Origin of the sequence: Amycolatopsis aidingensis (assembly GCF_018885265.1) — a bacterium.
GTDB classification, from domain to species: domain Bacteria; phylum Actinomycetota; class Actinomycetes; order Mycobacteriales; family Pseudonocardiaceae; genus Amycolatopsis; species Amycolatopsis aidingensis.
In genome coordinates this window covers 2,175,006-2,197,233 of sequence record NZ_CP076538.1, presented here as the reverse complement: position 1 = coordinate 2,197,233, position 22,228 = coordinate 2,175,006, and the positions used below count along the sequence as shown (strand labels likewise).

Genomic DNA, 22,228 nt, shown 5'->3' with positions numbered 1-22,228 from the left:
GCGGCCTCCCAGCAACCTGTTTGTTCAATACTGATTTTTGTAAGCCACTTTTGCTCATAAGTCAACAGAACAACACAGCTTTGCTCACCCCACCCCTCCCCGCAACCCCTGAACGTGGCGTGCAGGACGTTGAGCGTCCCGAATGTTCCGTTCGGGACGCTCAACGTCTCGTAAGCCACGTTCAGGGCATGTCACACGATGCGTAGTTCGAGCCCGGCGGCGCGGAAGGCCGCGGCGACCCCTGGCTCCACCCCGGCATCGGTGACCACCGCATGCACATCGCCGATCGGGCAGATCCGCGCGAACGCCCGGTGGCCGAGTTTCGAGCTGTCCGCGGCGACCACCACCCGCGCCGAACGCTCCACCATCAGCCGGTTGATGTTCGCCTCGCCCTCGTGATGCGCGAACGCCCCGCCCCGCGCGTCGATCGCGTCCACGCCGAGCACCAGCAGGTCCAGCGAGATCTCCCCGGGCACCCTGGTCGCCAGCGGACCGGTCAGCTCGAAGGAGTGCGGGCGCGCCACCCCGCCGGTGAGCACCAGCTTGAGGTGGCCACGTACGGCCAGCTCGTTGCCGATGTTCAGCGCGTTGGTGACCACGGTGAGCACGGGCCCGTCCAGGCCACCAGCCGGGTCGGTCCCCGCGGCCAGCGCGCGGGCGATCTCGGTGGTGGTCGTGCCGCCGTTCATTCCGACCACCGCACCGCGCGGCACCATCGCGGCCACCGCCGCGGCGATCCGCGACTTCTCCGGGGCATGCCGCGCGGTCTTGTACCGCAACGGCAGGTCATAGGACACGTCGTTGCACACCGCGCCACCGCGGCTGCGGGTGAGCAGTTGCTGCTCGGCGAGATGGTCGAGGTCCCTGCGGATCGTCGCGGCGGACACGCCCAGCTCGCCGGCCAGCTGCTCGACATCGACCCGCCCCCGCGTGCCGACGAGTTCGAGGATGTGGCCCAGTCGTTCGTACCGCCTCACCATCCGGTCATCCGGAAGTCGTACCGGGGCGGCAGCGGTCGGGCCTGCCTCCCCTCGGTGGCCAGCGCGTGCTGGATCTCCTCCCAGGTCCGGGAAAGCAGCGTCTCCCCTTCCCGGATGTCGGGCACATCGAGCCCGGCGTCGAAGATCTTCTCCGCACCCAGCGGATCACCGAGCAGCAGCCGCGACCTTGCCTCCAGCAACCGGACCCTGTCCGGGGCCCGCAGCTCGTCCGGCAGCCCGACCAGCAGGCGCCAGGCCAGCGCCGGCCGCCCGGCGGCCAGTGCCCCGGCCAGTGCCTCCACCGCCAGCGCCGGGGTCGCCGGGCTCAGCCGGTGCGCCTCGGCGAGCAGGGTGGCCGCCTCGTCTTCCCGGCCCCGTTCGCGTTCCAGTACCGCGAGGTTGCGGGTGGCCCAGGCGTTCGGGGCCAGCTCCAACGAGGCACGCCACGCCCGCTCGGCACCCGCCTGGTCACCGTGGTGCCAGCGGGCGAGCCCGCGGTGGTACCAGCTGGCCCAGGTGTCGGCCGCGGCTTCCAGCAGCTCCCACCAGGGCGCCGACACCGGGGCCTGGTCGGGTGGCTCGGCGGGGTCGCCCTCGGGCGCGCGGCCGGCCAGCAGGTCCAGCCACGGCCGCTGCCGCCGCGTCAGTGTGCTGGCCGGAAACGGCGTGCCAGGCAGGTCCAGCCCGCGCAGCCGGGTCTCCAGCGCGCCCCAGCCGGAGCCGGAGTGCAACCACTCGCCGGGCTCGGCATCGGCGACACCGCGCCAGTCCCGGTGCCGCGCGGCCAGCTCCTCGGCTGCGGGCAGCCCCCGCCGCACCTGCGCACAGGCCAGTGTCCACTCCGGACCATGCACGGCTTCCGGATCGGCGCGCACCGGGCCGTATGCCTCCAGCCAGTCCCAGGCCGTGCCGCCCGGCAACGGCAGGTGCTCCAGCTGGGTGCGCGCCAGTCCCGCCTGGATCTCCAGGTAGCCGGAAGTGCCGGGGGACAGCCACTCCTGCCAGCGCCGCCCGCCGCCGGAAGTCCCCCAGACGAACAGCTTGCGCCCGCGCAACCGGTCCGTGGACAGCTGGGCCAGGCCCGCGCCTCGTTCGTCCACTGCCACGATCCACGGGTCCGTGCGCTCCGGCAGGTCGAAGTAGAAGTCCGCGGCATGCCGGTGCCCCTCCGGGTAGGTCAGGTCCGGCTGCCCCGGCACCGAGATCCGCTCCAGCCTGCCCGAGTAGGCATACCGCCAGGCCTGCCCGGCGGGCGCCAGCACCCGGGTTCCCGGTGCCTGCGGCACGGCGATGTTCGACCACCAGTAGGCGGGCACGGGGTGCGGATGCGGGTTGCGCACCCGCACCCCGACGTGGAGGAACTCGGATTCCGGCGGCAGCCACAGGTCCACCTGGTAGGGCAGGTCCCTGGTCCGCTCCCACTCCCACAGCCGCAGGATCGGCGAACCGTCCGGCCCGGCCACCCGCGCGGCATGCAGCGGCGCGCAGGTCAGCGTGGTGTGCCCGGTGCTGCCAAGGTTCCACTCCACCCCGCCCGCGAACCAGGCACCGCGCAGCGCCAGGTTGGCTGGCTGGAACACCGGGTTGCGGTGCAGCAGCTCGCGGCCGCTTTCCCGGTGCCACAGGGAGTACAGCCTGCCGCCGAGCGAGGGCAGCACGGTGGCCCGCAGCCGCCCGTTGTCCAGTACCAGCGCGGGCAGCGCCCCTTCGGCGCGCTCCCGCGAGTAGCCGTCCTGCAGCCGGTACGGCAGCACGCTACGCAGGCCGCCGTAGGCCAGGTTCGCCGCCAGGTCGGGTGGCAGCTCCCCTGCGTTGGTCACCTGCTGCGCCCGTTCCGGCATGATCAGCGGCGGCAGCGGGTTCTCCGGTCCGAGCTCGGCCACCGGCAGCACCAGCTCGGTGGCCGAGAGCACGGTGTTCATGCCTCCGGCAGCCGTTCGCCGGTCTCCGCGTCGAACAGGTGCACCGCGCCGGGGCTCGGGGTGAGCCCGACCTTCTCGCCCCGCCGCCAGGGCGCCATCCCGGCGGTGCGCACCGTCACCGTATGCGGCACGCCCGCCTGCTCCACCGCGCAGTACAGGTACTGGTCGCTGCCGAGTTCCTCGACCACCTCCACCACGGCCTCGATCCCCTCGGCGGGATCTCCGGTGCGCCAGCCCTCCGGCCGCACCCCGACCACCACCTCGGAACCGGTCAGGGCCGCCACCTGTGCCGGGGCCAGCGCGATGTTCCTGCCACCGACCAGCGCACCGTCCGCGCCGAGGGTGGCCCGCACCAGGTTCATCGCGGGCGAGCCGATAAACCCGGCGACGAACAGGTTGGCCGGAGCGGCGAACAGCCCGACCGGGGTGTCGCACTGTTGCAGCCTGCCGTCCTTGAGCACCGCCACCCGGTCGCCCATGGTCATCGCCTCGACCTGGTCGTGCGTGACGTAGATCGTGGTGACCCCGAGCCTGCGTTGCAATGAGGCGATCTGTGTCCTGGTCTGTACCCGCAGTTTGGCGTCCAGGTTGGACAGTGGCTCGTCCATGCAGAACACTTGCGGCCTGCGCACGATCGCCCTGCCCATCGCCACCCGCTGCCGCTGGCCGCCGGAGAGCTTGGCGGGTTTGCGGTCCAGGAAGGACTCCAGGTCGAGCAGCCGCGCGGCCTCGGCGACCCGGTCTTCGCGTTCCCGCTTCGGCATCTGCTGGATCTTCAGGTGGAACCCGATGTTCTCCGCGACGGTCATATGCGGGTACAGCGCGTAGTTCTGGAACACCATCGCGATGTCCCGGTCCTTCGGCGGCAGCTCGGTGACCTCGCGCTCGCCGATGTGCACCCGGCCCTCGTCCACCCCTTCCAGCCCGGCGAGCATCCGCAGGGTGGTGGACTTCCCGCAGCCGGACGGGCCGACCAGCACGAGGAACTCGCCATCGGCGACATCCAGGTCGAGCCGGTCCACCGCGGGATCGGCGGTACCGGCGTAGTACCGGGTGGCGCCGCGGAAGGTGACAGTTGCCATGATCCTCCTACTTCCCCGCACCGAGCGTCAGGCCGGTGATGATCCTTCTGGCCAGCACGACGTAGAGCAGCAGCATCGGCAGCACCACGATGGTGATGCCGGCGATCAGGCCGCCGTACTCGGACTGGTAGCTGGCGGCGCCGTAGAAGGTGAACAGTGCCCTCCCCAGCGTGAAGTTCGCGTTGTCCTGCAGGAAAACGATCGCAAGCAGGGTCTCGTTCCACAGCCCGATGGTGTTCAGGATGAGCGCGGTGATCAGCCCACCACTGGCCAGCGGCAGCATGATCGAGACGAAGGTGCGCACCGGGGAGGCACCGTCGATGGCGGCGGCCTCCTCCATCTCGTCCGGCAGCGAACGGAAGAACCCGGTCAGCAGGAACACCGTGAACGGCAGGGACAGCGCGACGTAGATGAGATAAAGGCCGAACAGGTTGTTGGTCAGCCCGAGCTCGGACATCCCGACGAACAGCGGGATGATCACCGTCTGGAACGGGACGCCCATGCCCACCGCGATGAAGTTGGTCATCCCGTTCGAGCCGCGGAAGCCGAGCCGGGTGAGCGCGTAGGCGGCCGGTGCGGAGATCAGCACCACCGTCACCGCGGCGGCGGCCACCAGCAGCACGGTGGTGAGGAAGGCCGAACCGAAACCGGCCTGGCTCCAGGCGTAGATGAAGTTGCGCAACGGTTTGCCGACCACGAACCACTGCCGCGGCAGCTGGAACGGCTGGGTGAAGATCTCCACCGGCGTCTTGAACGAGGAGGCCAGCAACCAGTACAGCACGAACAGGTTGAACGCGGTGAACAGCAGCACCACGGCCATCCCGAGCACCCTTACCGGGCTGGTGCGCCGCGAGCCCGGCGCGGGCTTCGGCCTGCGCGGTGGCCGCCGCGTCGTGTCCGTTGTAGACATACCGGCTCCCTAGAACTGGATCGCGTCGCGGCGCATCAGCCGCCGCAGCAGCACGACGAACACGGAGACCAGGACGATCATCAGCACCGCGCAGGCGCAGGCGACCCCGTAGGCCGGGGTGCCGCGGGTGCCGAAGGAGCGGTCGAACACGTAGATGCCCAGCGTCCAGGCCTCGATCGGCGGCGAGTAGGTGCCCGGCCCGGCCAGCACGAACACCAGCTCGAAGATCTTCATCGCGTTGATCGTCCAGAGCACGCCTGCCACCCCGACCACATCCCAGGTCAACGGCAGGGTGACGTTGCGGAACTTCTGCCATGGCGAGGCGCCAGCCAGCTCCGCGTCCTCGTAGAGATAGGGCGGGATCCGGTCCACCGCGGCCATCAGGATGGTGATGTAGAAACCCGAGCTGGCCCAGATCAGCGCGCCGATCACCGCGTAGGTCACGTTCTCCGGGCGCAGGAACTGCACCGCGTCCAGGCCGACGCCCTCCAGCAGGAAGTTCGCGAGGCCCTGCTTGTTCGGCTGGTACTTGAACACGAAGCCGAGGAACATGCCCAGCGCCACCGGCGCGACGATGTTCGGGAAGAACAGCACCGCGCGCACCAGCCTGCCGCCACGCATGTCCCGCAGCACCATGGTGAACAGGAAGGCCAGCACGAAGGTGCCGACCCCGCCGAGCACGATGTAGGCCAGCGTGTTCAGGAAGGCGTGCTGGAAGGACTCGCTGCCGAGCAGCTCGCGGTACTGGTCGAGGCCGGTGAACTCCGGGGTGTCCCCGGCACCGGCCCAGCTGGTGAGGCTCAGCACCGCGGTGATGACCGTCGGAACGACCAGGAAGATCAGGTACAGCGCCATGGCCGGGGCGAGCAGCGGCCAGAACAGCCGCCGCTTGCCTGCCAGGTGCGCGCCCTGCCTGCCGGCTGGACGCGCCATCAGCCCCTCGACCTCCAGTACTCCGCCGACTCCCTGGCCAGCTGGTCGACGAACTCCCGCGCGGTGAGCTTCCCGTTCAGCAGCGCGTCATCGGCAGGGAAGAACACGTTGTCCACGTAGGTGCCGCCGAAAAGGCCGTCCAGCCCGTCCATTACCAGGGTGTGTTCCTTGCTCTCGTCGTCCAGTGCCGCCTTCGCGTCGGCGAGGTCGTCGGGCACCTTCAGGTCCGGCCGCGGGGCCAGGTTGTCGCTGACCGTAGGGATGCCCTGCAGGATGTCCTTGTGCAGCACGTAGGCGATGAACGCCTTGGCGGTGCCCGCGTCCCGTGCCTTTGCGGGTACCGAGAAGCCGATCGGCAGGACCTCCACGATGTCGTGGGTGGCGCCCTCTGGCATCGGGAACTGGAACGACCCGAAGTCGAGCTCACGGCCGCCGCCCTGCTTGCCGAGGTACTCCCTGGCCTCGCTGGGCAGCCAGCTGCCGTTGTAGATGTAGGCGGACTCGCCGTCCGCCCAGCGCTGCTGCACCTGCGGGAACTTGGAGGCGTTCCAGCCTTCGACGAAGTACCCGCCCTTGGCCAGTCGTTCCACGATCTTCGCCGCGGCGAGGAAACCCGGCTCGGCCTTCCACGCCTGCCCGCTGCGGTCCGCCGCCGCCTCGGCCAGCCCGCCCGGCCCGACGAACCGCGCGGCCAGCTGGGTGAAGAAGTAGGAGTTGTAGAACTTGATGTCGCCGTCCTGGCTGACCGCGGCCATCCCGTTGGCCTTGGCCTTGTCGAACAGCGCGAACATCTCGTCGATGGTCTGCGGGGGCGAGAAGTCTTGCACGGTGTTGCGGTCGTACCACCAGGCGTTGGTGATCAGCTCGTACGGGATCAGGAACCGCTCACCATCGGCGTCGGTGTTCTGCGGCAGCTGGTAGGAGTACGACGCCAGCACGTCCTCGACGGTCTTGTCCCCCTCGCCGACCTTCATCCCGAGCACGTCCTGCACGCTCTGCGTCCCGCCGGGGGCCACGATCGCCGCGTTCATCTGGCTGAGGTCCTGGTCGATGAGATCCGGAACCTCGTCGGTGTTCAGCGCGGGTGCCACGTTCTGGGTGAGCACCTTGCGGCCCAGCCACTGCACGTCCACGGTGACACCGGTCTTGTTCTCGAAGCACTCGATGGCGTGCCGCAGCACCCTGCCCTGCGGCTCGTCCGCGGTCCACATGGACCAGTACCGCAGGCGTTCCCCCTCCGGCTGCGTGCCCGGTTCGGGGCAGGGCGTCTCGAAGTACTCGGCCGCGCCCGGCAGCGTGTTCTCGCTGAGGCCCGCGCCGGTGTCGGTTCCGCACCCCGCGGCCGCGAGCACCACGGCCACGCCCGCGGTCAGGGCCCTGGCAGGAGCTGATCTCATGGCCACCACCCGATCGAAGTCAGATCATGCGCACTCGCTGCACATTGATGCGCAGTTTTGTGCTCGTTTGCGCAGTTGTCAACAGGGACTGGGCAACGTTTGTGCACTGATCGGTTCCGGACGGGGTAGCCGACCGGCCGTCGAAGCACTGCTCGGTACTGCTCAATTCTGCTTGAATCTACGTGAAACTCTTGACGAACGTGCATCTTTGCGCGGAAGCTCATCCGCAAGTGTCGGCCGGTCCCCGCATGGTCCAGGAGGTTCGCATGGCCGCCAGCGAAGAAGGCAAGGAACAAGGCAAGGAACAGGCCGGGCAGGAGCCGGGCGCGGGCACCGGAACCGGTGTCTCCCGGCGCGCCGCCCTGCGTACCGGGGCCATCGCCGGAACCACCCTCGCCGCGCTCGGTACCGGCCAGCTCGGCGCCGCGGCGGCAGGCCCACGGCCGCCCGAGGTGCCCGGCGCCGAGCAACACTCCTGGCCGCCGCGGCGTGGCCGCACGATGATGGGCGTACCGTTCGAGCCGAGGGCGCGGGTGCGGGTCGGCATCATCGGCCTCGGCAACCGGGGTGCGGCGATGCTGCCACTGTTCCTTGCCGTGCCAGGGATGCGGGTCACCGCGGTCTGTGATGTCGACCCGGCCAAGGTGGCCAGGGCCGCCGCGGTGATCACCGGCAAGGGTCATCCCGCCCCCGCGACCTTCGACCAGGGCGAGCACGCCTTCGAGCGGCTGTGTGAGCGGGACGACGTCGACTTCGTGTACGTGGCGACGCCATGGGGCTGGCATGTGGACATGGCGCTGGCCGCCATGGGCGCAGGCAAGCATGCCGGGGTGGAGTGCCCGATCGCCACCACGGTCGAGGACCTGTGGGAGCTGGTGAACACCTCCGAGCAGACCCGGCGGCACTGCCTGCAGCTGGAGAACTGCTGCTACGGCCGCAACGAACTGCGTGCGCTGCGGATGGCGCACGACGGGATGTTCGGCGAGTTGCTGCACGGCTCCGGTGCCTACCTGCACGACCTGCGCGAGCTGCTGTTCTCCGAGACCTACTACGCGGACCAGTGGCGCCGGGACTGGCACACCAGGCTGGACGGCGACCTGTACCCCACGCACGGGCTCGGGCCGGTCGCGTCCTATCTGGACATAAACCGCGGGGACCGGCTGGTGCGGATGACCTCGATGAGCACCCCAGCGCTCGGCCTCGCCGACTATCGCGCCCAGCATGTTCCCGATGGCGACCCGAGGTGGCGGGAACGCTACGTGAACGGCGACGTGACGATGAGCCTGCTGCAGACCGAGAAGGGGCGGGTCATCCACCTCGTGCACGGGGTGTCCAACCCGCATCCGTACAGCAGGCTCAACCACCTCGCCGGGACGAAGGGCGTCTTCGAGGACTACCCGCCGCGGATCTACCTCGAGCCGGACGCTGGCGACCACCGCTGGCGGGACTGGGACGACTACGCCGAGCACGACCACTGGCTGTGGAAGGATGTCGGCCCTGGACCGGGCGGGCACGGTGGGATGGACTACCTGATGCTGTACCGCCTCGGCCAGACCATGCGACTCGGCCTGCCTCCGGATATGGACGTCTACGACGCCGCCGCGTGGAACGCACCCTTCGCGCTGTCGGTACTGTCCGTGCGCTACGGCAGCCTGCCGATGCCCTTCCCGGACTTCACCAGGGGCCACTGGCGGACTCCGCATCCCGGAACCGACTCGGAGAAACCCTGAACGTGGCGTTCGCGACGTCAGACGTCCCAAACGTGCCGTTCGCGACGCTGAACGTCCGTAAAGCCACGTTCAGGGCGCTTGTATCGGGTGTCCTGGCCGAACGCGACGCTCCTTCGTAGTACGTTCGTCCGAGCGGCGGATTGCGACGCCGCGGAGACGCACTGCGGCGGAGGAGCGTGGCGTGGACCGGCACGAGCGACTGGGCGCACTGCTCGACATGGTCGGGCAGCGGGACAAGATCGACGTCGACGAGACCGCCGAGGAACTCAACGTCTCCCCCGCGACCATCCGGCGCGATCTCGACCACCTGGCCGAGCGCCAGCTGCTGACCCGCACCAGGGGCGGGGCCGTCGCCAGTAACGTCGCCTACGACCTGCCGCTGCGGCACAAGGCGGCCCGGCACGCCCCGGAGAAGCAGCGCATCTGCGCCGCGGCGGTGCGCCTGGTGGAGCGGGGCATGGTGGTCGGACTGAACGGCGGCACCACGGCGACCGAGGTCGGCAGGGCGCTGGCCACCCGGCCGGACCTGAACGACCGGGGCGAGTCACCCGCGCTGGTGGTGGTGACCAACGCGCTGAACATCGCCAACGAGCTCGCCGTGCGGCCGAACATCAAGCTGGTGGTGACCGGGGGCGTGGCCCGGCAGCACTCCTTCGAGCTCACCGGGCCGCTGGCCACCCGGATCCTGGACGAGATCACCCTGGACCTCGTCTTCCTCGGGGTGGACGCGATCGACCCGCTGCGCGGCGCCTACGCCCACCACGAGGGCGAGGCGAGCATCAACCGGCTGATGGCCTCCCGCGCCAGGCAGGTGGTGGTGGTCGCGGACAGCTCCAAGCTCGGCGGGCACGCCTTCGCCCAGATCTGCCCGACGACCGGGGTGCACATGCTGATCACGGACACCTCGGCGGAACCGGCCATGATCGAGGCTTTCGAAACCGAAGGGGTCGAGGTCGTCACGGCCTGAACCACGGTCGCATTAGTGCCCGGATCCGCGCCGTTGACACTCGGCACACGGCACCGATATGTTATCGGCCGCAACTTTTCCGGAGAGTGCCTTTTCTGACTGTACTGTCGAAAAATCGCGGCACGGTGCCGTGATGTCGATCTGTTCCGGGAAACGCGGCGCGGTTGGTTTACACCAATTCTTCGGTCTCCGTCCACGTCGGACTCCCGGTACGGCGGCGTCCCGCACCCGAACGGAGGCCGATCAGGATGAACCGGGGCTCGCCTGCGGAGGAAGACTGGGCACAGTCGACGGTCCGGTTCAGCCCGGTCTCCGGGAACGAGCTGCGCTGCGAGTCCTGTGGCCAGCCAGTGAGCGCCCCGGTGACCGACCGGCTGACCGGTCTGCTGGACCGCCGCGGGTGGGAGCTGCGAGCGCCACGAGTGCTCGCGGGCGCCTGCCGTGCGCGCTGCCCGAGTTCCCTGCTCGCGGTGGACCTCGACCGCTTCCGCCGGGTGAACGAGTGCTACGGGGACGCCACGGGCGACCGGATTCTGCGGTCGGTCGCGGATACCCTGCGGATGGCGGCGAGAAAGGGCGACCTGCTCGCCCGGTACCTGCAACGCGGCGGGGACGAATTCCTCCTGCTACTGCCGAGGACACCGGTCGGTGAGGCATTAGTCATCGCGGAGCGAATTCAAGCCAAGATCAAATCAATCGGCCTCACCGCCTCGATCGGAATGGCGAGCTGCCTTGCCGGGCAAACCTGTGAACTACGCACGCTCATGGCCGACGCGACCGCCGCGCTGCGCAAGTGCAAACAGGGCGGCCGGGATCAGATTCAGGTGACCAGCCCATTTTCGCGACTACTCCAAGAAGCGTGCGAGAATCCGGCCTCGCCAGACTCCGGCAACCCGCGCGCGGGCGGGCGCCACCGCGCGGATCGCGACCAGTACCCCGGCTCCGGGCGGCAGCCGAGGACGGCGCGGCACGGGCCGTGGGCGATCCTGCTGGGCGCGCTGCTCGGGATGGTCCTCGCGATCGTCCTCGCGACGATCTCCGCGCTGCGGCACGACTGGCCCGCCGAGCAGATCGCCGACTACGGCACCGGGACCGGGACCGGGACGAAGGTGACCTCCGCACCGGTCACCGAACTCCCGCCCCGGACCCGGACACCCGGTGGGTTCAGTCCCCACCACCCAGCATCCGCAGCAGCCGGGTGACCTCGGCGGTGACCCGGTCCCGGCCCGCGCCGAGGTAGCGGCGCGGGTCCACCGCGGCGGGCTCGCGCTCCAGCCGGTCCCGTACCCCCGCGGTGAACTCCTTGTTCAGCTGGGTACCAATATTAATCTTGGTCATCCCGGCCCGTACCGCCGCCCGCAGGGAATCCTCCGGCACCCCGGAGGAACCGTGTAGCACCAACGGAACCGGCACGGCGGCGCGCAGCCTGGTGATCAGCTCGAGGTCCAGTACGGCGTCCCTGGTGAGCATGGCGTGCGAGCTGCCGACCGCGACGGCCAGTGCGTCCACCCCGGTGGCCGCCACGAACTCGGCCGCCTCGGCCGGGTCCGTGCGCGCGCCGGGCGCGTGCACCCCGTCCTTGCCGCCGACCTCGCCCAGCTCGGCCTCCACCCAGACCCCGGCACCATGGCAGTACTCCACCACCTTCCTGGTCTCCGCCACGTTCTCCTGGTAGGACAGGGCGGAGGCGTCGAACATCACCGAGCCACACCCCAGTTCCACCGCCGCGCGCACCAGCTCCGGCGAGTCCACGTGATCGAGGTGCACGGCCACCGGTACCCCGGCCGGGCGCGCCGCGGCCAGTGCCGCCGAGCAGAGCGGGGCCAGTGAACCGTGGTAGCGCACCGCGTTCTGGCTGAGCTGGAGCACGACCGGGATCCCGGCCGCCTCGGCGCCCGCGACGATCGCGTGCACCTGCTCGAGCTGGATCGCGTTGAACGCGCCGCATCCCGCGCGCCGGGCGGCGGCGGGACCGACGATCTCAGCTGTCGCTGCCAGTGGCATGGTCCTCCTCAACGGTCACGGCGTCGTACTCGCGCCGGTAGTGCTCGGGGTCGATGTCCCCGGCCAGCGGGCCGAGCACGGCGGCCGCGGACAGCGCCACCGCCCGGCGCAGCACCCGCGGCCATGGCGAACCCGCGGCGAGCTCCAGCGCGATGCCCGCGACGGCCGCGTCCCCTGCTCCGGTCGGGTTGCCTGCCAGTGGCACCGAGGGGCGGGCCCGCCAGGTCCCGCGCCCGGTAACCGCGAGCAGGCCGTCCGGTCCGAGCGAGACGACCACGGCGCGGGCACCCGCCGCGCGCAGCCGGTGCGCGGCCGCGACCGGATCGGCCAGCCCGGTGACCTCGCGCAGCTCGGCCGCGTTCGGCTTGACCACCGCGGGCCGGGCGGAAAGGGCGGTGGTCAGCGCGGCGCCGGAGGTGTCGAGGATCGTCGGGATGTCGCCGGCGAGCGCGAGCAGTTCGGCATAGCCGCCCGCCCCGGCGGGCAGGCTGCCAGCGCAGACCAGCACGCCCGCGGTGGGCAGCAACCGCCGTACCGTGCCGGTGAGCGCGGCCCACTCGGCGGCCGCCAGCTCCGGCCCCGGCTCGTTCAGCAGCGTGACCTTGTCATCCACAGTGGACAGCATGGTGACGGTTCTCCTGGTGCCGCCTGCGATCGGCACCAGCTCGTGCCGCAGCCCCGCGGCGGCGAGATCCGCAAGCAGCAGCGCGGACTCGGCACCGCCCGCCGTGCCCACCGCGCAGGCCCGCCCGCCGGCCGCCCGCACCACCCGCGCCACGTTCATCCCCTTGCCGCCCGCCCTGGTGCGCACCTGGCGAACGCGATGGGTGGTCCCCGGCACCAGGCGTTCGAGGGTGTAGGTGACATCCAGCGCGGTGTTGGGTGTGACGGTGAGGATCACGTCGTGTCCCAGGCCAGCAGGCCGGCGCCGAGGCAGCCCGCCTCGGCGCCGAGCTCGGCGACGCGCAGCCGGGGCTGCCGCTGGAAGGTCAGCCGCCCTGCCAGCCAGCCGCGCAGCGGGTCCAGCACGAACTCCCTGGCACCGAACAGCCCGCCGCCGAGCACGATCACCTCGGGCGCCAGCAGCGTGACCAGGATGCGCAGTCCCCTGCCGAGGCCGTCCACCGCCTCCGCCAGCACCGCGGCCGCGTCCTGGTCGCCCGCCCGCGCGGCCCGCACCACCTCGGCGGATCCGGTCACCACGGTCCCGCTGCGCTCGGTGTAGCGCCGGGCGACCGCAGCGGCCGAGGCGGTCACCTCGAGGCAGCCGGAAGCCCCGCAGGGGCAGGCGAGACCATGCCCGATATCGACATGCCCGAGTTCACCGGCCAGCCCGCCTGCCCGGTACGGCCTGCCGTCCAGCAGCAGGGCCGCGGCGATCCCGGTGCCAACCGGCACCATCGCGATATCGCGGAATCCCCGCGCGGCGCCGAGGCGCCATTCGGCGAGCCCGGCGGCGGCGACGTCGTGCCCGAACGCAACCGGAAGGCCGATCCGCTCCTGCAGCAGCCCGCGCAGCGGAACCTCCCGCCAGCCGAGGTTGGCCGAGTACCTGGCGACACCGGCCGCCTCGTCCACAATGCCCGGTACCACCACGCCGACCGCGGCGACCTCGACGGCTTCGCCAAGCTCCCGCAGCTCACCTGCCAACCCGGCGACCTGGTCCGCGACCACCTCCGCGGTGGCCGCCCCGTCCGCACCCCGCCGGGTCGGCACCCGGCGCGTGGCCAGCACATCGGCGTGCGCGTCCAGCAGGGCGGCCTTGATCTCGGTGCCACCCACATCCACTGCCACGACCGCACGCCGCGTGGAGCCCGTCATGGTCCGGTGTTCCCCTTGCTGCTCAATGCAGCACCACCGAGCGGGTGAGGCTGCGCGGCCGGTCCGGATCGAGACCGCGGTCCCCGGCCAGCGCCGCGGCGGCCAGCTGCGCGCGCACCAGCTCGGCCTGCGGATCCAGCGAACTCGCCTCGAAGGTGCCCCCCGCCCTGCGCACATCGGCGGGCAGCCCGGCAGGCGGCTCGCCGAACATCCAGGTCACCCGTCCCGGTTCGCTGATGCTGATCGGCCCGTGCCGGTACTCCCATGCCGGGTAGGACTCCGCCCAGGCCAGGGACGCCTCCCGGAACTTCAGCGCGGCCTCGTTGGCGAGCCCGACCGTCCACCCTGTCCCGAGGAAGGTGAACTGGCCCGCGGTACGGAGATAGCCCGGGATGGGCGTCTCCAGCACGCCGCGGGCCTCGGCGATGGCCCGGTCCAGCCGCTCGCCGAGCTGGGCCCGCAGCAGCGCGAGGGTGCTGGTGGCGAAGCGGGTCTGCACCACCGAGCGTTCATCGGCGAAGGACAGGTCGACCACGGTGTCCGCCCGGCCGGCGACCTCGGTGGGCACCCCGGTGATCACCGTGGTGGGGATCCGCCCCCGCACCTCGGCCAGCAGCCGCAGCACCTCGGTGGTGGTGCCGGAACGGGTGATCGCCACCAGCTCGTCGTAGCTGCGCCCACGCGGGAACTCCGAGGCCGCGAAGGCGTCGGTGTGCCCGTGACCGGCCGACTCACGCAGCACGGCGTAGGACTCGGCGATGAACCGCGAGGTGCCGCAGCCGACCACGGCCACCCGGCGACCGGGACGCGGCAGTGCGACCGCCGTGCCGGCGAGCTCGACCGCCCGCCGCCAGCACCCCGGCTGGCTGGCGATCTCCTCCTCCATGAACGACCGCGACATGAACTCCCCATCCGGTACAGACCAGGCCGACTCTCGGCCAGCGCACACAACTCACCGTAGCTGCTTATTTGTGCGTGGTCAACGACGATTGCACGCACTTTCACTCATCACACTGCAAGACGGAGCGGGAGCCAGCCCGGTCGCGGGATCAGCGGGGCAGCGCTCCGGTGCGCAGCTCCAGCCGCTCGGACTCCAGTACCGGATTCGGCGTCCACGCGTGCGCGGTACGCGCCCCGGGTTCGGGCAAGGGCATACCGGGGCAGGACACGTCCCCTTCCGGCGGCATGCCATCGACCACAAAGGACTCCACAATGCGGTCGACACAAGGATTCCCGCTCGCGTAGATGCCGTGGTCGCCTTCATCGGTGACGGTGAGCATCCGGGAACCCGCGAACCGCTGGTGCGCCCGCCAGGCCCCCTCGACCGGGGTCGCCGGATCACGGACCGACTGGACCATCAGCACCGGCGGAAGGCCCGCACCGTCCGGGGTCGGCATCCGCAGGTAGGGCCGGTCCCAGCTGGCGCAGGGTGCCGCGCGCTGGTACCAGCCGTACAGCGGGTACCGCTTGCCCAGCCGCGCCGACTCGCGGATCAACATGCGCCGGTCACCGATGAACTCGGTGTCGTTGCACACGATCGAGTAGCCCATGCCGTTGCTCGCGTCCTCGACGGACTCCCCCGCCATCGGCCCCATGCGCGCCAGCGCGGCCGCCACCCCCCGCCCGGCGGCGTGGCCGTCCTTCCGGGTGGCCTCCCGCAGTGCGACCAGGGTGTCGGCAGCGGCGGGGAAGCTCGCCTTGGCGTACTGGGTACGGAACAGCATGGTGTCCAGGCGTGGCGCGGTGAACTCGGTGCCGTCCGGCAGCCGGACCGGCCGCTCGGCAAGGGCCGCCCGCACCTGCTCGTAGGTCAGCCGCACCTGCGCACCGGTGCTGCCCAGCCGGTAGTGCTGGTCGTACCGGGCGACCCAGGGGGCGAAGTCCACCCGGAACCGGCGTTCGCCGCCCTTGCCGAAGGCGCGGACCACCCGCTGCCAGGTCGCGGTGAACTCGGTGTTGGAGTCCAGTACGAACCGGCCGACCCGGTCCGGGAAGTAGGTGGCGTAGTAGGCGCCGAGCCAGGTGCCGCCGGAGTAGCCGATCCAGTGCACCCGTTCGCGGCCGAGCAGCTGACGCAGCAGGTCGAGGTCCTTCGCCGTCTGCTCGGTGTTGACGTACCTGCCGAACTCGCCAGACCGTACCTGGCAGTGCCGTGCCAGCAGGGCCATCGAGTCGTAGATCAGGTCCAGGTTGCCGGAACTGCGGTCCCTCGGGTCGAGCTCGTCCGGGTAGCTCATCCCACCGCAACTGGCCCTGGTGCTGTCCCCGCTGCCCCGGACATCGATGCCGATCACATCCATGCTGTCCAGCAGCTTGCCGCGCCCGGCACCGAGGAAGACCAACGGCAGCGTGCGGCCGGGCGCGCCGGGCCCGCCGGGGTTGGTCAGCACCGCGCCCTTCGGCTCGCCCCCGGCCGGGCGCAGCCTGCTGACCGCGATGGTGATGTCGATCCGGTCTTCCGGCCGGTTCCAGTTGCGCGGGGCGTGGTAGGAGCCACACTCCAGGCGCTCGGACCCGGCGGGAAGTCCCTCAGGGACCTCACCCGGCGCGAAGCATGGCTTCCACTGGATCCGCTGTTCCAGGTACCGGTCGGGTACGGTGGCCCCGGCCACCGGCGAAGGAGCGGCAGCGGCAGGCACGCTGCCGAGCAGCAACGCGCCGACCGCCGCGACGGCCCCTGGCACAACTCGTCTCCTGGGCACGATCGTCGCCTCCTGACGTACGTGTGAAACTTGCCCTCCCGGCAAGGAAAGCGCATGCCGCACCCCGGTACAGCCGCCTAAGGTGACATTTCTCCCGCACCGGTGTGGCCGAAGCCAGGAACCGAATGCGCTGTTCGGGTGGTCGGCGCCAGATCACAGTCGGGCCAGATTGACATCGCCGAACCGGCGAACTTACGCTCAGTCGGCTCCAGCGATGGCGGCCGGAAGCAGGTGAAACTCCGCACGGTCGCGCCACTGTGATCGGGTTCGAGGTGGACCCGGAAGTCAGACCCGCCGTCATCGCCACCGTTCCGACAGGGCCGCGTTACGCCCAGGGAGGTTCGCCATGACGCACGCGTCCGCAGTGCTCGACCAGCCGATTCCGGTTCGTATTCCCCTTCGCGAGATCGTTCCGTGGGCGATTTTTGCCGGGATTCTCGCGCTCGTCGTGCTGTATTTCGTCAGCACCGAGGAAGGCGCGGTCGCCCTGTTCTCCGGCGGATATGTGCACGAGTTCGTGCACGATGGCAGGCATCTGCTCGCCTTCCCATGCCACTGAGCCGTCGTTTTCCGGGCCGACCACAAAGGACAGTATTCGGATGATGAGGACCCTGCTGGTCCGCGGGATGCTCGCGGGCCTGGTCGCCGGGCTGCTGGCGACCCTGTTCGCGTATTTCTTCGGCGAGCCGCCGGTGAACGCCGCCATCGGTATCGAGGAGGCTGGTAGCGCCGCCCACTCGCAGGAACACGCCCACGAGGCTGGTGCGGCCGCGCATCAGCACGGCGGCGAGGAGACGCTGGTCAGCAGGGGCACGCAGAGCACGATCGGGCTGTTCACCGGGGTCGCGGGCTATGGCATCGCCGTCGGTGGGCTGTTCGCGCTGGCCTTCGCCGTGCTGCACGGGCGGATCGGGGCGCTGCGCCCCCGGCTTTCCGCCGCGCTGCTCGCGGCAGGCGCCTTCGTTGTGGTCGTGCTGGTGCCCTTCCTGAAATACCCGGCGAACCCGCCCGCGGTCGGCAGCGGCGAGACCATCGGCTCCCGCACCGCGCTCTACTTCGGCTTCGTCGGGCTGTCCCTGCTGTTCGGCGGCGTGGCGGTGTACGCGGGCCGCAGACTGGCCGACCGGCTCGGCGGCTGGCAGGGCGGCCTGCTCGGCGCGGGCGGCTACCTGCTGGTGATGGCGGTATGTGCGGCGCTGCTGCCGGTGGTCGACGAGGTGCCGCCGGAGTTTCCCGGCTCCACGCTGTGGACCTTCCGGATCGCCTCGCTCGGTACCCAGCTGGTGCTGTGGACCGGGCTCGGCCTGGTGTTCGGCGCGCTCGCCGAACGGGTACTGCGGCCGCGCGTGCCGCGGGACGCCGCTACCGTCGGCTGAGCGGACGGTGCCGGTAAGCGAGCGCCGCTCCCACCCGAGTGCGGCCAGCCCGACGATCCGGGACAGCCGGACCGCGGCACGCAGGGCGGCGGGCCCCGGTGGCGGGCCGTCTCCCAGGGTGCCGCGGTCGGAGACCCGGCCCTGGTAGGTGTTGCGGCCGCCAAGGCGCACCCCGAGTGCCCCGGCGAAGGCGGCCTCCACCGGCCCGGCGTTCGGGCTGGGGTGCTGCCAGGCGTCCCGCCGCCAGGCCCGGTACGCCAGGGACGGCCTGCCGCGGACCAGCGGCGCGGCCAGCGTCGCCGCGGCCGCGCTCACCCTGGCCGGCAGCAGGTTGGCCAGGTCGTCCGCGCGGGCCGAGGCCCAGCCGAACCGCAGGTACCGCGCCGAGGTGTGGCCAACCATCGCGTCCAGGGTGTTCAGCGCGCGGTACCCGAGCAGGCCGGGGATGCCGGCCACACCACCCCACAGCAGCGGCGCGACCACCGCGTCCGAGGTGTTCTCCGCGATCGACTCGGTGGCGGCCCTGGCCAGCCCTTCGGCGTCCAGCCCGGCCGGGTCACGCCCGCACAGCCGCGGCAGGATGACCCTGGCTCCGTCCAGGTCACCCCGCTCGAGCAGGCAGGCCAGCTCGGCACCGGCCCCGGCGAGCCCGCGGCCGCCGAGTACTACCCAGGTGGCCACGGCGGTGCCCACCAGCCTGGCCGCCGGCCTGCGCCGGGTCGCCACCTGCGCCAGCCCGCCCAGCCCGGTGGCCGCACCGGCACAGGTCAGGGTGTACAGCAGCCCGCGCGGCCGGGAGTCGGCCCACAGGCGCAGCTCCAGCCGCTGCGCCGCCTGCCCGAACAGGGCAACCGGATGCCCGCGCCGGGGGTCGCCGAACGCGATGTCGGCCAGGTATCCGGCGAGCAGCCCGGCCGCGGTTGCCGAATGTGGGGTCAGCACGCCAGGCACCCTAATGTCTCCGCGAGAATGCCGGGCATGACGACGCAACCGACGCGACGGCTCGCCGCCCTCGTGGCCACCCGGCTGGAGGCCGGGATACGAGCGTTACGCCGTTACGCAGGCCACCCGGGAGACGACGGTCGGGTGCTGATCCTCGGCGGAGTGCGCTCCGGCAAGTCCCGGCATGCCGAACGGCTGTGCGCCCGGCATGCCAGGGTGACCTACGTCGCAGCCGGGCTGCCACCGAGCGCGGACGACCCGGAGTGGGCGGCCAGGGTGGCCGCCCACCGGGAACGCAGGCCCGCACACTGGCACACGGTTGAGACCACCGATCTCGCCGCGGCGCTGCGGGAGGCCACCGGCCCGCTGCTGATCGACTGCCTCGGCACCTGGCTGAGCCGGGTGCTGGACGAGGTGGGTGCCTGGGACCAGGCCGAGGGCTGGCAGCAGCGGATCGACGAGCGGCTCACCGACTTCGTGGAGGCCTGGCGCACCGCGCGGGTACCGGTGGTCGCGGTCAGTAACGAGGTGGGCATGGGCATCGTGCCGCCCACCGTGTCCGGCCGGGTGTTCCGCGATGTACTCGGCTCACTGAACAGCCAGGTCGCCCGGCACGCCGACGCCGTCCAGCTGGTCGTGGCCGGGCGGATACTCAGACTGCAGGAGAGGGGCTTGCCGTGAGCGAGCAGCGCATACCGATCCCGGAACCCAGCGAGCGGGCACGGCAGGAGGCGCAGCGGCGCCTGGACGGGCTGGTCAAGCCGCTGGGCGCGCTGGGAAGGCTGGAGGAGCTCGCCGCCTGGCTGAGCGCGGCGCAGGACAGCGTGCCCCCGCGCGAGTTCGGCGACGTGCGGGTGGTGGTGTTCGCAGGCGACCACGGGGTGGCCGAGCGGGCGGCGGTTTCGGCCTACCCGAGGGAGATCACCGCGGCCATGGTGCGCGTGTTCCGCTCCGGGGGCAGCGGCGTCGGCGTGCTCGCCGCCCAGGCCGGGGCGCGGGTACGGGTGCTGGACATCGCGGTGGACGGCGAGCTGGACCTGCCTGCGGAGGTGGTCCGGCACAAGATCCGGCGTGGCTCCGGCTCGATCGACATCGCCGACGCGCTCACCGCCGAGGAGGCCGAGCGTGCCTTCGCTGCCGGCCGCGCGGTCGCCGATGAGGAGATCGACTCCGGTGCCGACCTGCTGATCCCAGGCGACATGGGGATCGGGAACACCACGGTGGCCGCCGCGCTGGTCGCCGCCGCGCTCGGGCTACCGGCCGAGGACGTGGTCGGCAGCGGCACCGGGGTGGACGACGCGGGCCGGGCACGCAAGGTCGAGGTCGTCCGCGCCGCGCTGGAACGGGCAGGGCACCGGGCGGCCGCGCCGCTGGACCTGCTCACCGCGCTGGGCAGTGCCTGCGCCGCGGCTACCGCTGGCTTCCTGGTGCAGGCCGCGGCCCGCCGGGTGCCGGTGCTGCTGGACGGCGTGTTCTCCGGGGCCGCCGCGCTGGTGGCACGGGAGCTGGCGCCGGGGGCCGAACGCTGGTGGCTGGCCGGGCACCGCTCCACCGAGCCTGCGCAGTCCTTCGCGCTGAAGGCGCTGGGGCTGGAGCCGATCCTGGACCTCGGGCTGCGGCTGGGCGAGGGCAGCGGCGCCGTGCAGGCCGTCGCGGTGCTGCGCTCGGCACGCGCGGTGCTCGCCGAGATGAGCTCGCTCGCCGACCTCGACCTTTCCTGAACGGATTCCCGTGCTGGACGCGCTACGGATGGCCTTCGGCACGCTCACCGCGCTGCCGGTGCCCGCACCACGGCGGATCGACCGGCGGGTGGCAGGCGGGGCGATGTTGCTCGCACCGCTGGCCGCGGTGCCGCTTGGCGTGCTGGGCTGCCTCGTGCTCGCCGGGGCGGCGGCGCTCGGGTTGCCCGCGCTGGCCGCCGCGGGCCTCGCCGTCGGCACCGTCGCGCTCGGCAGCAGGGGCCTGCACCTGGACGGCCTCGCCGACACCGCGGACGGTCTCGCGGCCTCCTACGACCGCGGGCGGGCGCTGGCGGTGATGCGCACGGGCGACTCGGGGCCGTCCGGGGTCGCCACCCTGCTGCTGGTGCTGCTGGTGCAGTGCGCGGCGCTGGAAGGCGCGGTGCGGGCCGGGCACGGGGTGGCGGCGCTGGCGGTCGCGGTGCCTGCCGGGCGCGCCGCGGTGAGCCTGTACTGCGCCCGCGGCATCCCCTCGGCCCGCCAGGACGGCCTTGGCAGCACGGTGGCAGGCGCGGTGCCCGTACCGGCGGCCGCCGCCATGCTGCTGGGGCTCGCCGCGCTGTCCGCGCTCGCCCCCGGGCTCGCGTGGTGGCGCGGCCCGCTCGCCGTGGCGCTGGGGCTGCTGGCCGCCACGGCACTGCTGTGGCGCTGCCTGCGCCGGTTCGGCGGGATCACCGGCGACGTCCTCGGCGCCGGCGTGGAAATCGCCACCGCCGCCACCCTGCTCGCCCTCAGCACGTAGCGGGTCGCCGCGGGTCAGTACTCACCGTGCACCAGGTTCTTGGGCAGCTCACCGTTGACGTAGAGCTCGATCTCGGCCGCGGCGACCGAGTAGGAACGGCGCTGCGCCCCACGGGCCGCACCCGCCACATGCGGGGTCAGCACCAGGCCCGGTACCGTCCACAACGGATGGTCGGGCGGCAGCGGTTCGGGGTCGGTGACGTCCAGCGCGGCCCGCAGCCGCCCGGTGCGCAGCTCGGCGAACAGTGCCTCGGTGTCCACCACCCGGCCGCGGGAGGCGTTCACCAGGATGGCGCCGTCGGACATCGCGGCGAGGAACTTGGCGTCGACCATGCCGTGCGTGCGGGAGGTCAGCGGCACCATCAGCGCCACAACGTCGTGGTCGCCCAGCAGGGTCGGCAGCTCCTCCACCGCGTGCACCCCCGGCCGCGAGGTGAGGCCGACCATGGTGACCCTGGCGTCGAAGGGTTCCAGCCTGCCGCGCAGCTGGCTTCCGAGGTCCCCCGCGCCGACGATCAGCACGTTCTTGCCCTGCAGGCTGTCCGTGGTGCGCCTGCTCCACCTGCGCTCGTCCTGGTCCGCGGCGAAACCGACCAGCTCGCGGTATATGGACAGCAACACCGCCACCACCCATTCGGCGGTACTGCCGCCATGCGCGCCGCGGCACGTGGACAGCAGGATGCCCTCGGGCACCGCGGACACCCAGTCCTCCGCACCAGCCGAGAGCAGCTGGATGAGCTTCACGCTGGGCAGTTCGGCGAAGAAGGACTCGTCCGTTGGTGCCCCGTGGAAACCGGGGATCAGCACCTCGGCCTCGCGTGCCTCCGGCGGCAGCGGCTCACCCCATTCGTAGCGAACCGGGCGGACGCCTTCGACGACCGAGAGCGCGTCCATCCCGTCGTCGTCGGGAACCAGCACGATTACCGTCATGATCGCCACGTTATCGAGCCCGCGTGGCCTGCGCTTCCCCCATCCGACACCA

Annotated in this window: 20 protein-coding genes and 1 pseudogene; 8 read left to right on the top strand and 13 right to left on the bottom strand. The window is 71.5% G+C overall.

Annotation, left to right across the window (positions count from 1 at the left end):
* Positions 1-191 precede the first annotated feature (191 nt).
* Genes KOI47_RS10420 through KOI47_RS10395 form a run of 6 tightly spaced genes read right to left on the bottom strand, consistent with a single transcriptional unit; the run spans position 192 to position 7,224 of the window.
* Complete coding sequence (locus KOI47_RS10420; RefSeq protein ID WP_216217225.1) at positions 192-977, bottom strand: DeoR/GlpR family DNA-binding transcription regulator; 786 nt, start codon at positions 975-977, stop codon at positions 192-194.
* Entirely contained in the window at positions 974-2,902 is a 1,929-nt protein-coding gene (locus tag KOI47_RS10415; protein WP_216215772.1) for a DUF5107 domain-containing protein, read from the bottom strand. Before KOI47_RS10415 ends, KOI47_RS10420 begins: the two co-directional genes overlap by 4 nt.
* Positions 2,899-3,984, bottom strand: a complete 1,086-nt coding sequence (locus KOI47_RS10410; protein ID WP_216215771.1) for an ABC transporter ATP-binding protein — start codon at positions 3,982-3,984, stop codon at positions 2,899-2,901. Before KOI47_RS10410 ends, KOI47_RS10415 begins: the two co-directional genes overlap by 4 nt.
* 7 nt (positions 3,985-3,991) lie before the next feature.
* Complete coding sequence (locus KOI47_RS10405; protein WP_216215770.1) at positions 3,992-4,894, bottom strand: carbohydrate ABC transporter permease; 903 nt, start codon at positions 4,892-4,894, stop codon at positions 3,992-3,994.
* A gap of 9 nt (positions 4,895-4,903) precedes the next feature.
* Positions 4,904-5,827 carry a carbohydrate ABC transporter permease gene (locus KOI47_RS10400; protein ID WP_216215769.1) on the bottom strand — a complete coding sequence of 308 codons (924 nt, stop codon included), beginning with the start codon at positions 5,825-5,827 and terminating at the stop codon, positions 4,904-4,906.
* A complete protein-coding gene (locus KOI47_RS10395; protein WP_216215768.1) occupies positions 5,827-7,224 on the bottom strand; it encodes an ABC transporter substrate-binding protein in 1,398 nt (465 codons plus the stop codon). Before KOI47_RS10395 ends, KOI47_RS10400 begins: the two co-directional genes overlap by 1 nt.
* Before the next feature lie 266 nt (positions 7,225-7,490).
* On the opposite strand from KOI47_RS10395, the gene KOI47_RS10390 reads away from it, so the two are divergent.
* From KOI47_RS10390 to KOI47_RS10380, 3 genes are all read left to right on the top strand, one after another.
* The gene (locus KOI47_RS10390) at positions 7,491-8,954 is read left to right on the top strand and encodes a Gfo/Idh/MocA family protein (protein ID WP_216215767.1); all 1,464 of its coding nucleotides are present in this window, start codon (positions 7,491-7,493) and stop codon (positions 8,952-8,954) included.
* A 181-nt stretch (positions 8,955-9,135) separates the two neighbouring features.
* On the top strand, positions 9,136-9,921 hold the full coding sequence (locus tag KOI47_RS10385) for a DeoR/GlpR family DNA-binding transcription regulator (protein WP_216215766.1): 786 nt from the start codon (positions 9,136-9,138) through the stop codon (positions 9,919-9,921).
* 248 nt (positions 9,922-10,169) lie between these two features.
* Entirely contained in the window at positions 10,170-11,123 is a 954-nt protein-coding gene (locus KOI47_RS10380; protein ID WP_216215765.1) for a GGDEF domain-containing protein, read from the top strand.
* Here the strand turns inward: KOI47_RS10380 and KOI47_RS10375 are convergent.
* From KOI47_RS10375 to KOI47_RS10355, 5 genes are all read right to left on the bottom strand, one after another.
* Complete coding sequence (locus KOI47_RS10375; RefSeq protein WP_216215764.1) at positions 11,086-11,925, bottom strand: class II fructose-bisphosphate aldolase; 840 nt, start codon at positions 11,923-11,925, stop codon at positions 11,086-11,088. The two genes, KOI47_RS10380 and KOI47_RS10375, sit on opposite strands and share 38 nt — an antisense overlap.
* A complete protein-coding gene (locus tag KOI47_RS10370; protein ID WP_216215763.1) occupies positions 11,903-12,826 on the bottom strand; it encodes a 1-phosphofructokinase family hexose kinase in 924 nt (307 codons plus the stop codon). The genes KOI47_RS10375 and KOI47_RS10370 overlap by 23 nt, the downstream gene beginning before the upstream one ends.
* Positions 12,823-13,746 (bottom strand): ROK family protein, encoded by a 924-nt coding sequence (locus KOI47_RS10365; RefSeq protein WP_216215762.1) that lies wholly within the window; start codon positions 13,744-13,746, stop codon positions 12,823-12,825. The genes KOI47_RS10370 and KOI47_RS10365 overlap by 4 nt, the downstream gene beginning before the upstream one ends.
* Before the next feature lie 22 nt (positions 13,747-13,768).
* On the bottom strand, positions 13,769-14,647 hold the full coding sequence (locus KOI47_RS10360) for an SIS domain-containing protein (RefSeq protein WP_216215761.1): 879 nt from the start codon (positions 14,645-14,647) through the stop codon (positions 13,769-13,771).
* A gap of 148 nt (positions 14,648-14,795) precedes the next feature.
* On the bottom strand, positions 14,796-16,430 hold the full coding sequence (locus KOI47_RS10355) for an alpha/beta hydrolase (RefSeq protein WP_232376669.1): 1,635 nt from the start codon (positions 16,428-16,430) through the stop codon (positions 14,796-14,798).
* 364 nt (positions 16,431-16,794) lie between these two features.
* On the opposite strand from KOI47_RS10355, the gene KOI47_RS10350 reads away from it, so the two are divergent.
* Complete coding sequence (locus KOI47_RS10350) at positions 16,795-17,007, top strand: CbtB domain-containing protein (protein WP_216215760.1); 213 nt, start codon at positions 16,795-16,797, stop codon at positions 17,005-17,007.
* Between the two features lie 40 nt (positions 17,008-17,047).
* Positions 17,048-17,824: a CbtA family protein gene (locus KOI47_RS10345; protein ID WP_216215759.1), complete on the top strand. Its 777-nt coding sequence runs from the start codon at positions 17,048-17,050 to the stop codon at positions 17,822-17,824.
* A 36-nt stretch (positions 17,825-17,860) separates the two neighbouring features.
* Here KOI47_RS10345 and KOI47_RS10340 read toward each other — a convergent pair.
* A pseudogene (locus tag KOI47_RS10340) lies at positions 17,861-18,766 on the bottom strand (cobalamin biosynthesis protein); the annotation flags it as partial.
* Between the two features lie 36 nt (positions 18,767-18,802).
* On the opposite strand from KOI47_RS10340, the gene cobU reads away from it, so the two are divergent.
* From cobU to KOI47_RS10325, 3 genes are read left to right on the top strand one after another with little or no spacing between them, the layout of a single operon-like run.
* The gene (gene cobU, locus KOI47_RS10335) at positions 18,803-19,447 is read left to right on the top strand and encodes a bifunctional adenosylcobinamide kinase/adenosylcobinamide-phosphate guanylyltransferase (RefSeq protein WP_216215758.1); all 645 of its coding nucleotides are present in this window, start codon (positions 18,803-18,805) and stop codon (positions 19,445-19,447) included.
* Entirely contained in the window at positions 19,444-20,487 is a 1,044-nt protein-coding gene (gene cobT / locus KOI47_RS10330; RefSeq protein WP_408629902.1) for a nicotinate-nucleotide--dimethylbenzimidazole phosphoribosyltransferase, read from the top strand. The genes cobU and cobT overlap by 4 nt, the downstream gene beginning before the upstream one ends.
* Positions 20,488-20,497: 10 nt before the next feature.
* The gene (locus KOI47_RS10325; RefSeq protein WP_232376668.1) at positions 20,498-21,247 is read left to right on the top strand and encodes an adenosylcobinamide-GDP ribazoletransferase; all 750 of its coding nucleotides are present in this window, start codon (positions 20,498-20,500) and stop codon (positions 21,245-21,247) included.
* Between the two features lie 14 nt (positions 21,248-21,261).
* Here KOI47_RS10325 and KOI47_RS10320 read toward each other — a convergent pair whose 3' ends face one another.
* Positions 21,262-22,176 (bottom strand): 2-hydroxyacid dehydrogenase, encoded by a 915-nt coding sequence (locus KOI47_RS10320; RefSeq protein ID WP_216215757.1) that lies wholly within the window; start codon positions 22,174-22,176, stop codon positions 21,262-21,264.
* Positions 22,177-22,228 lie beyond the last annotated feature (52 nt).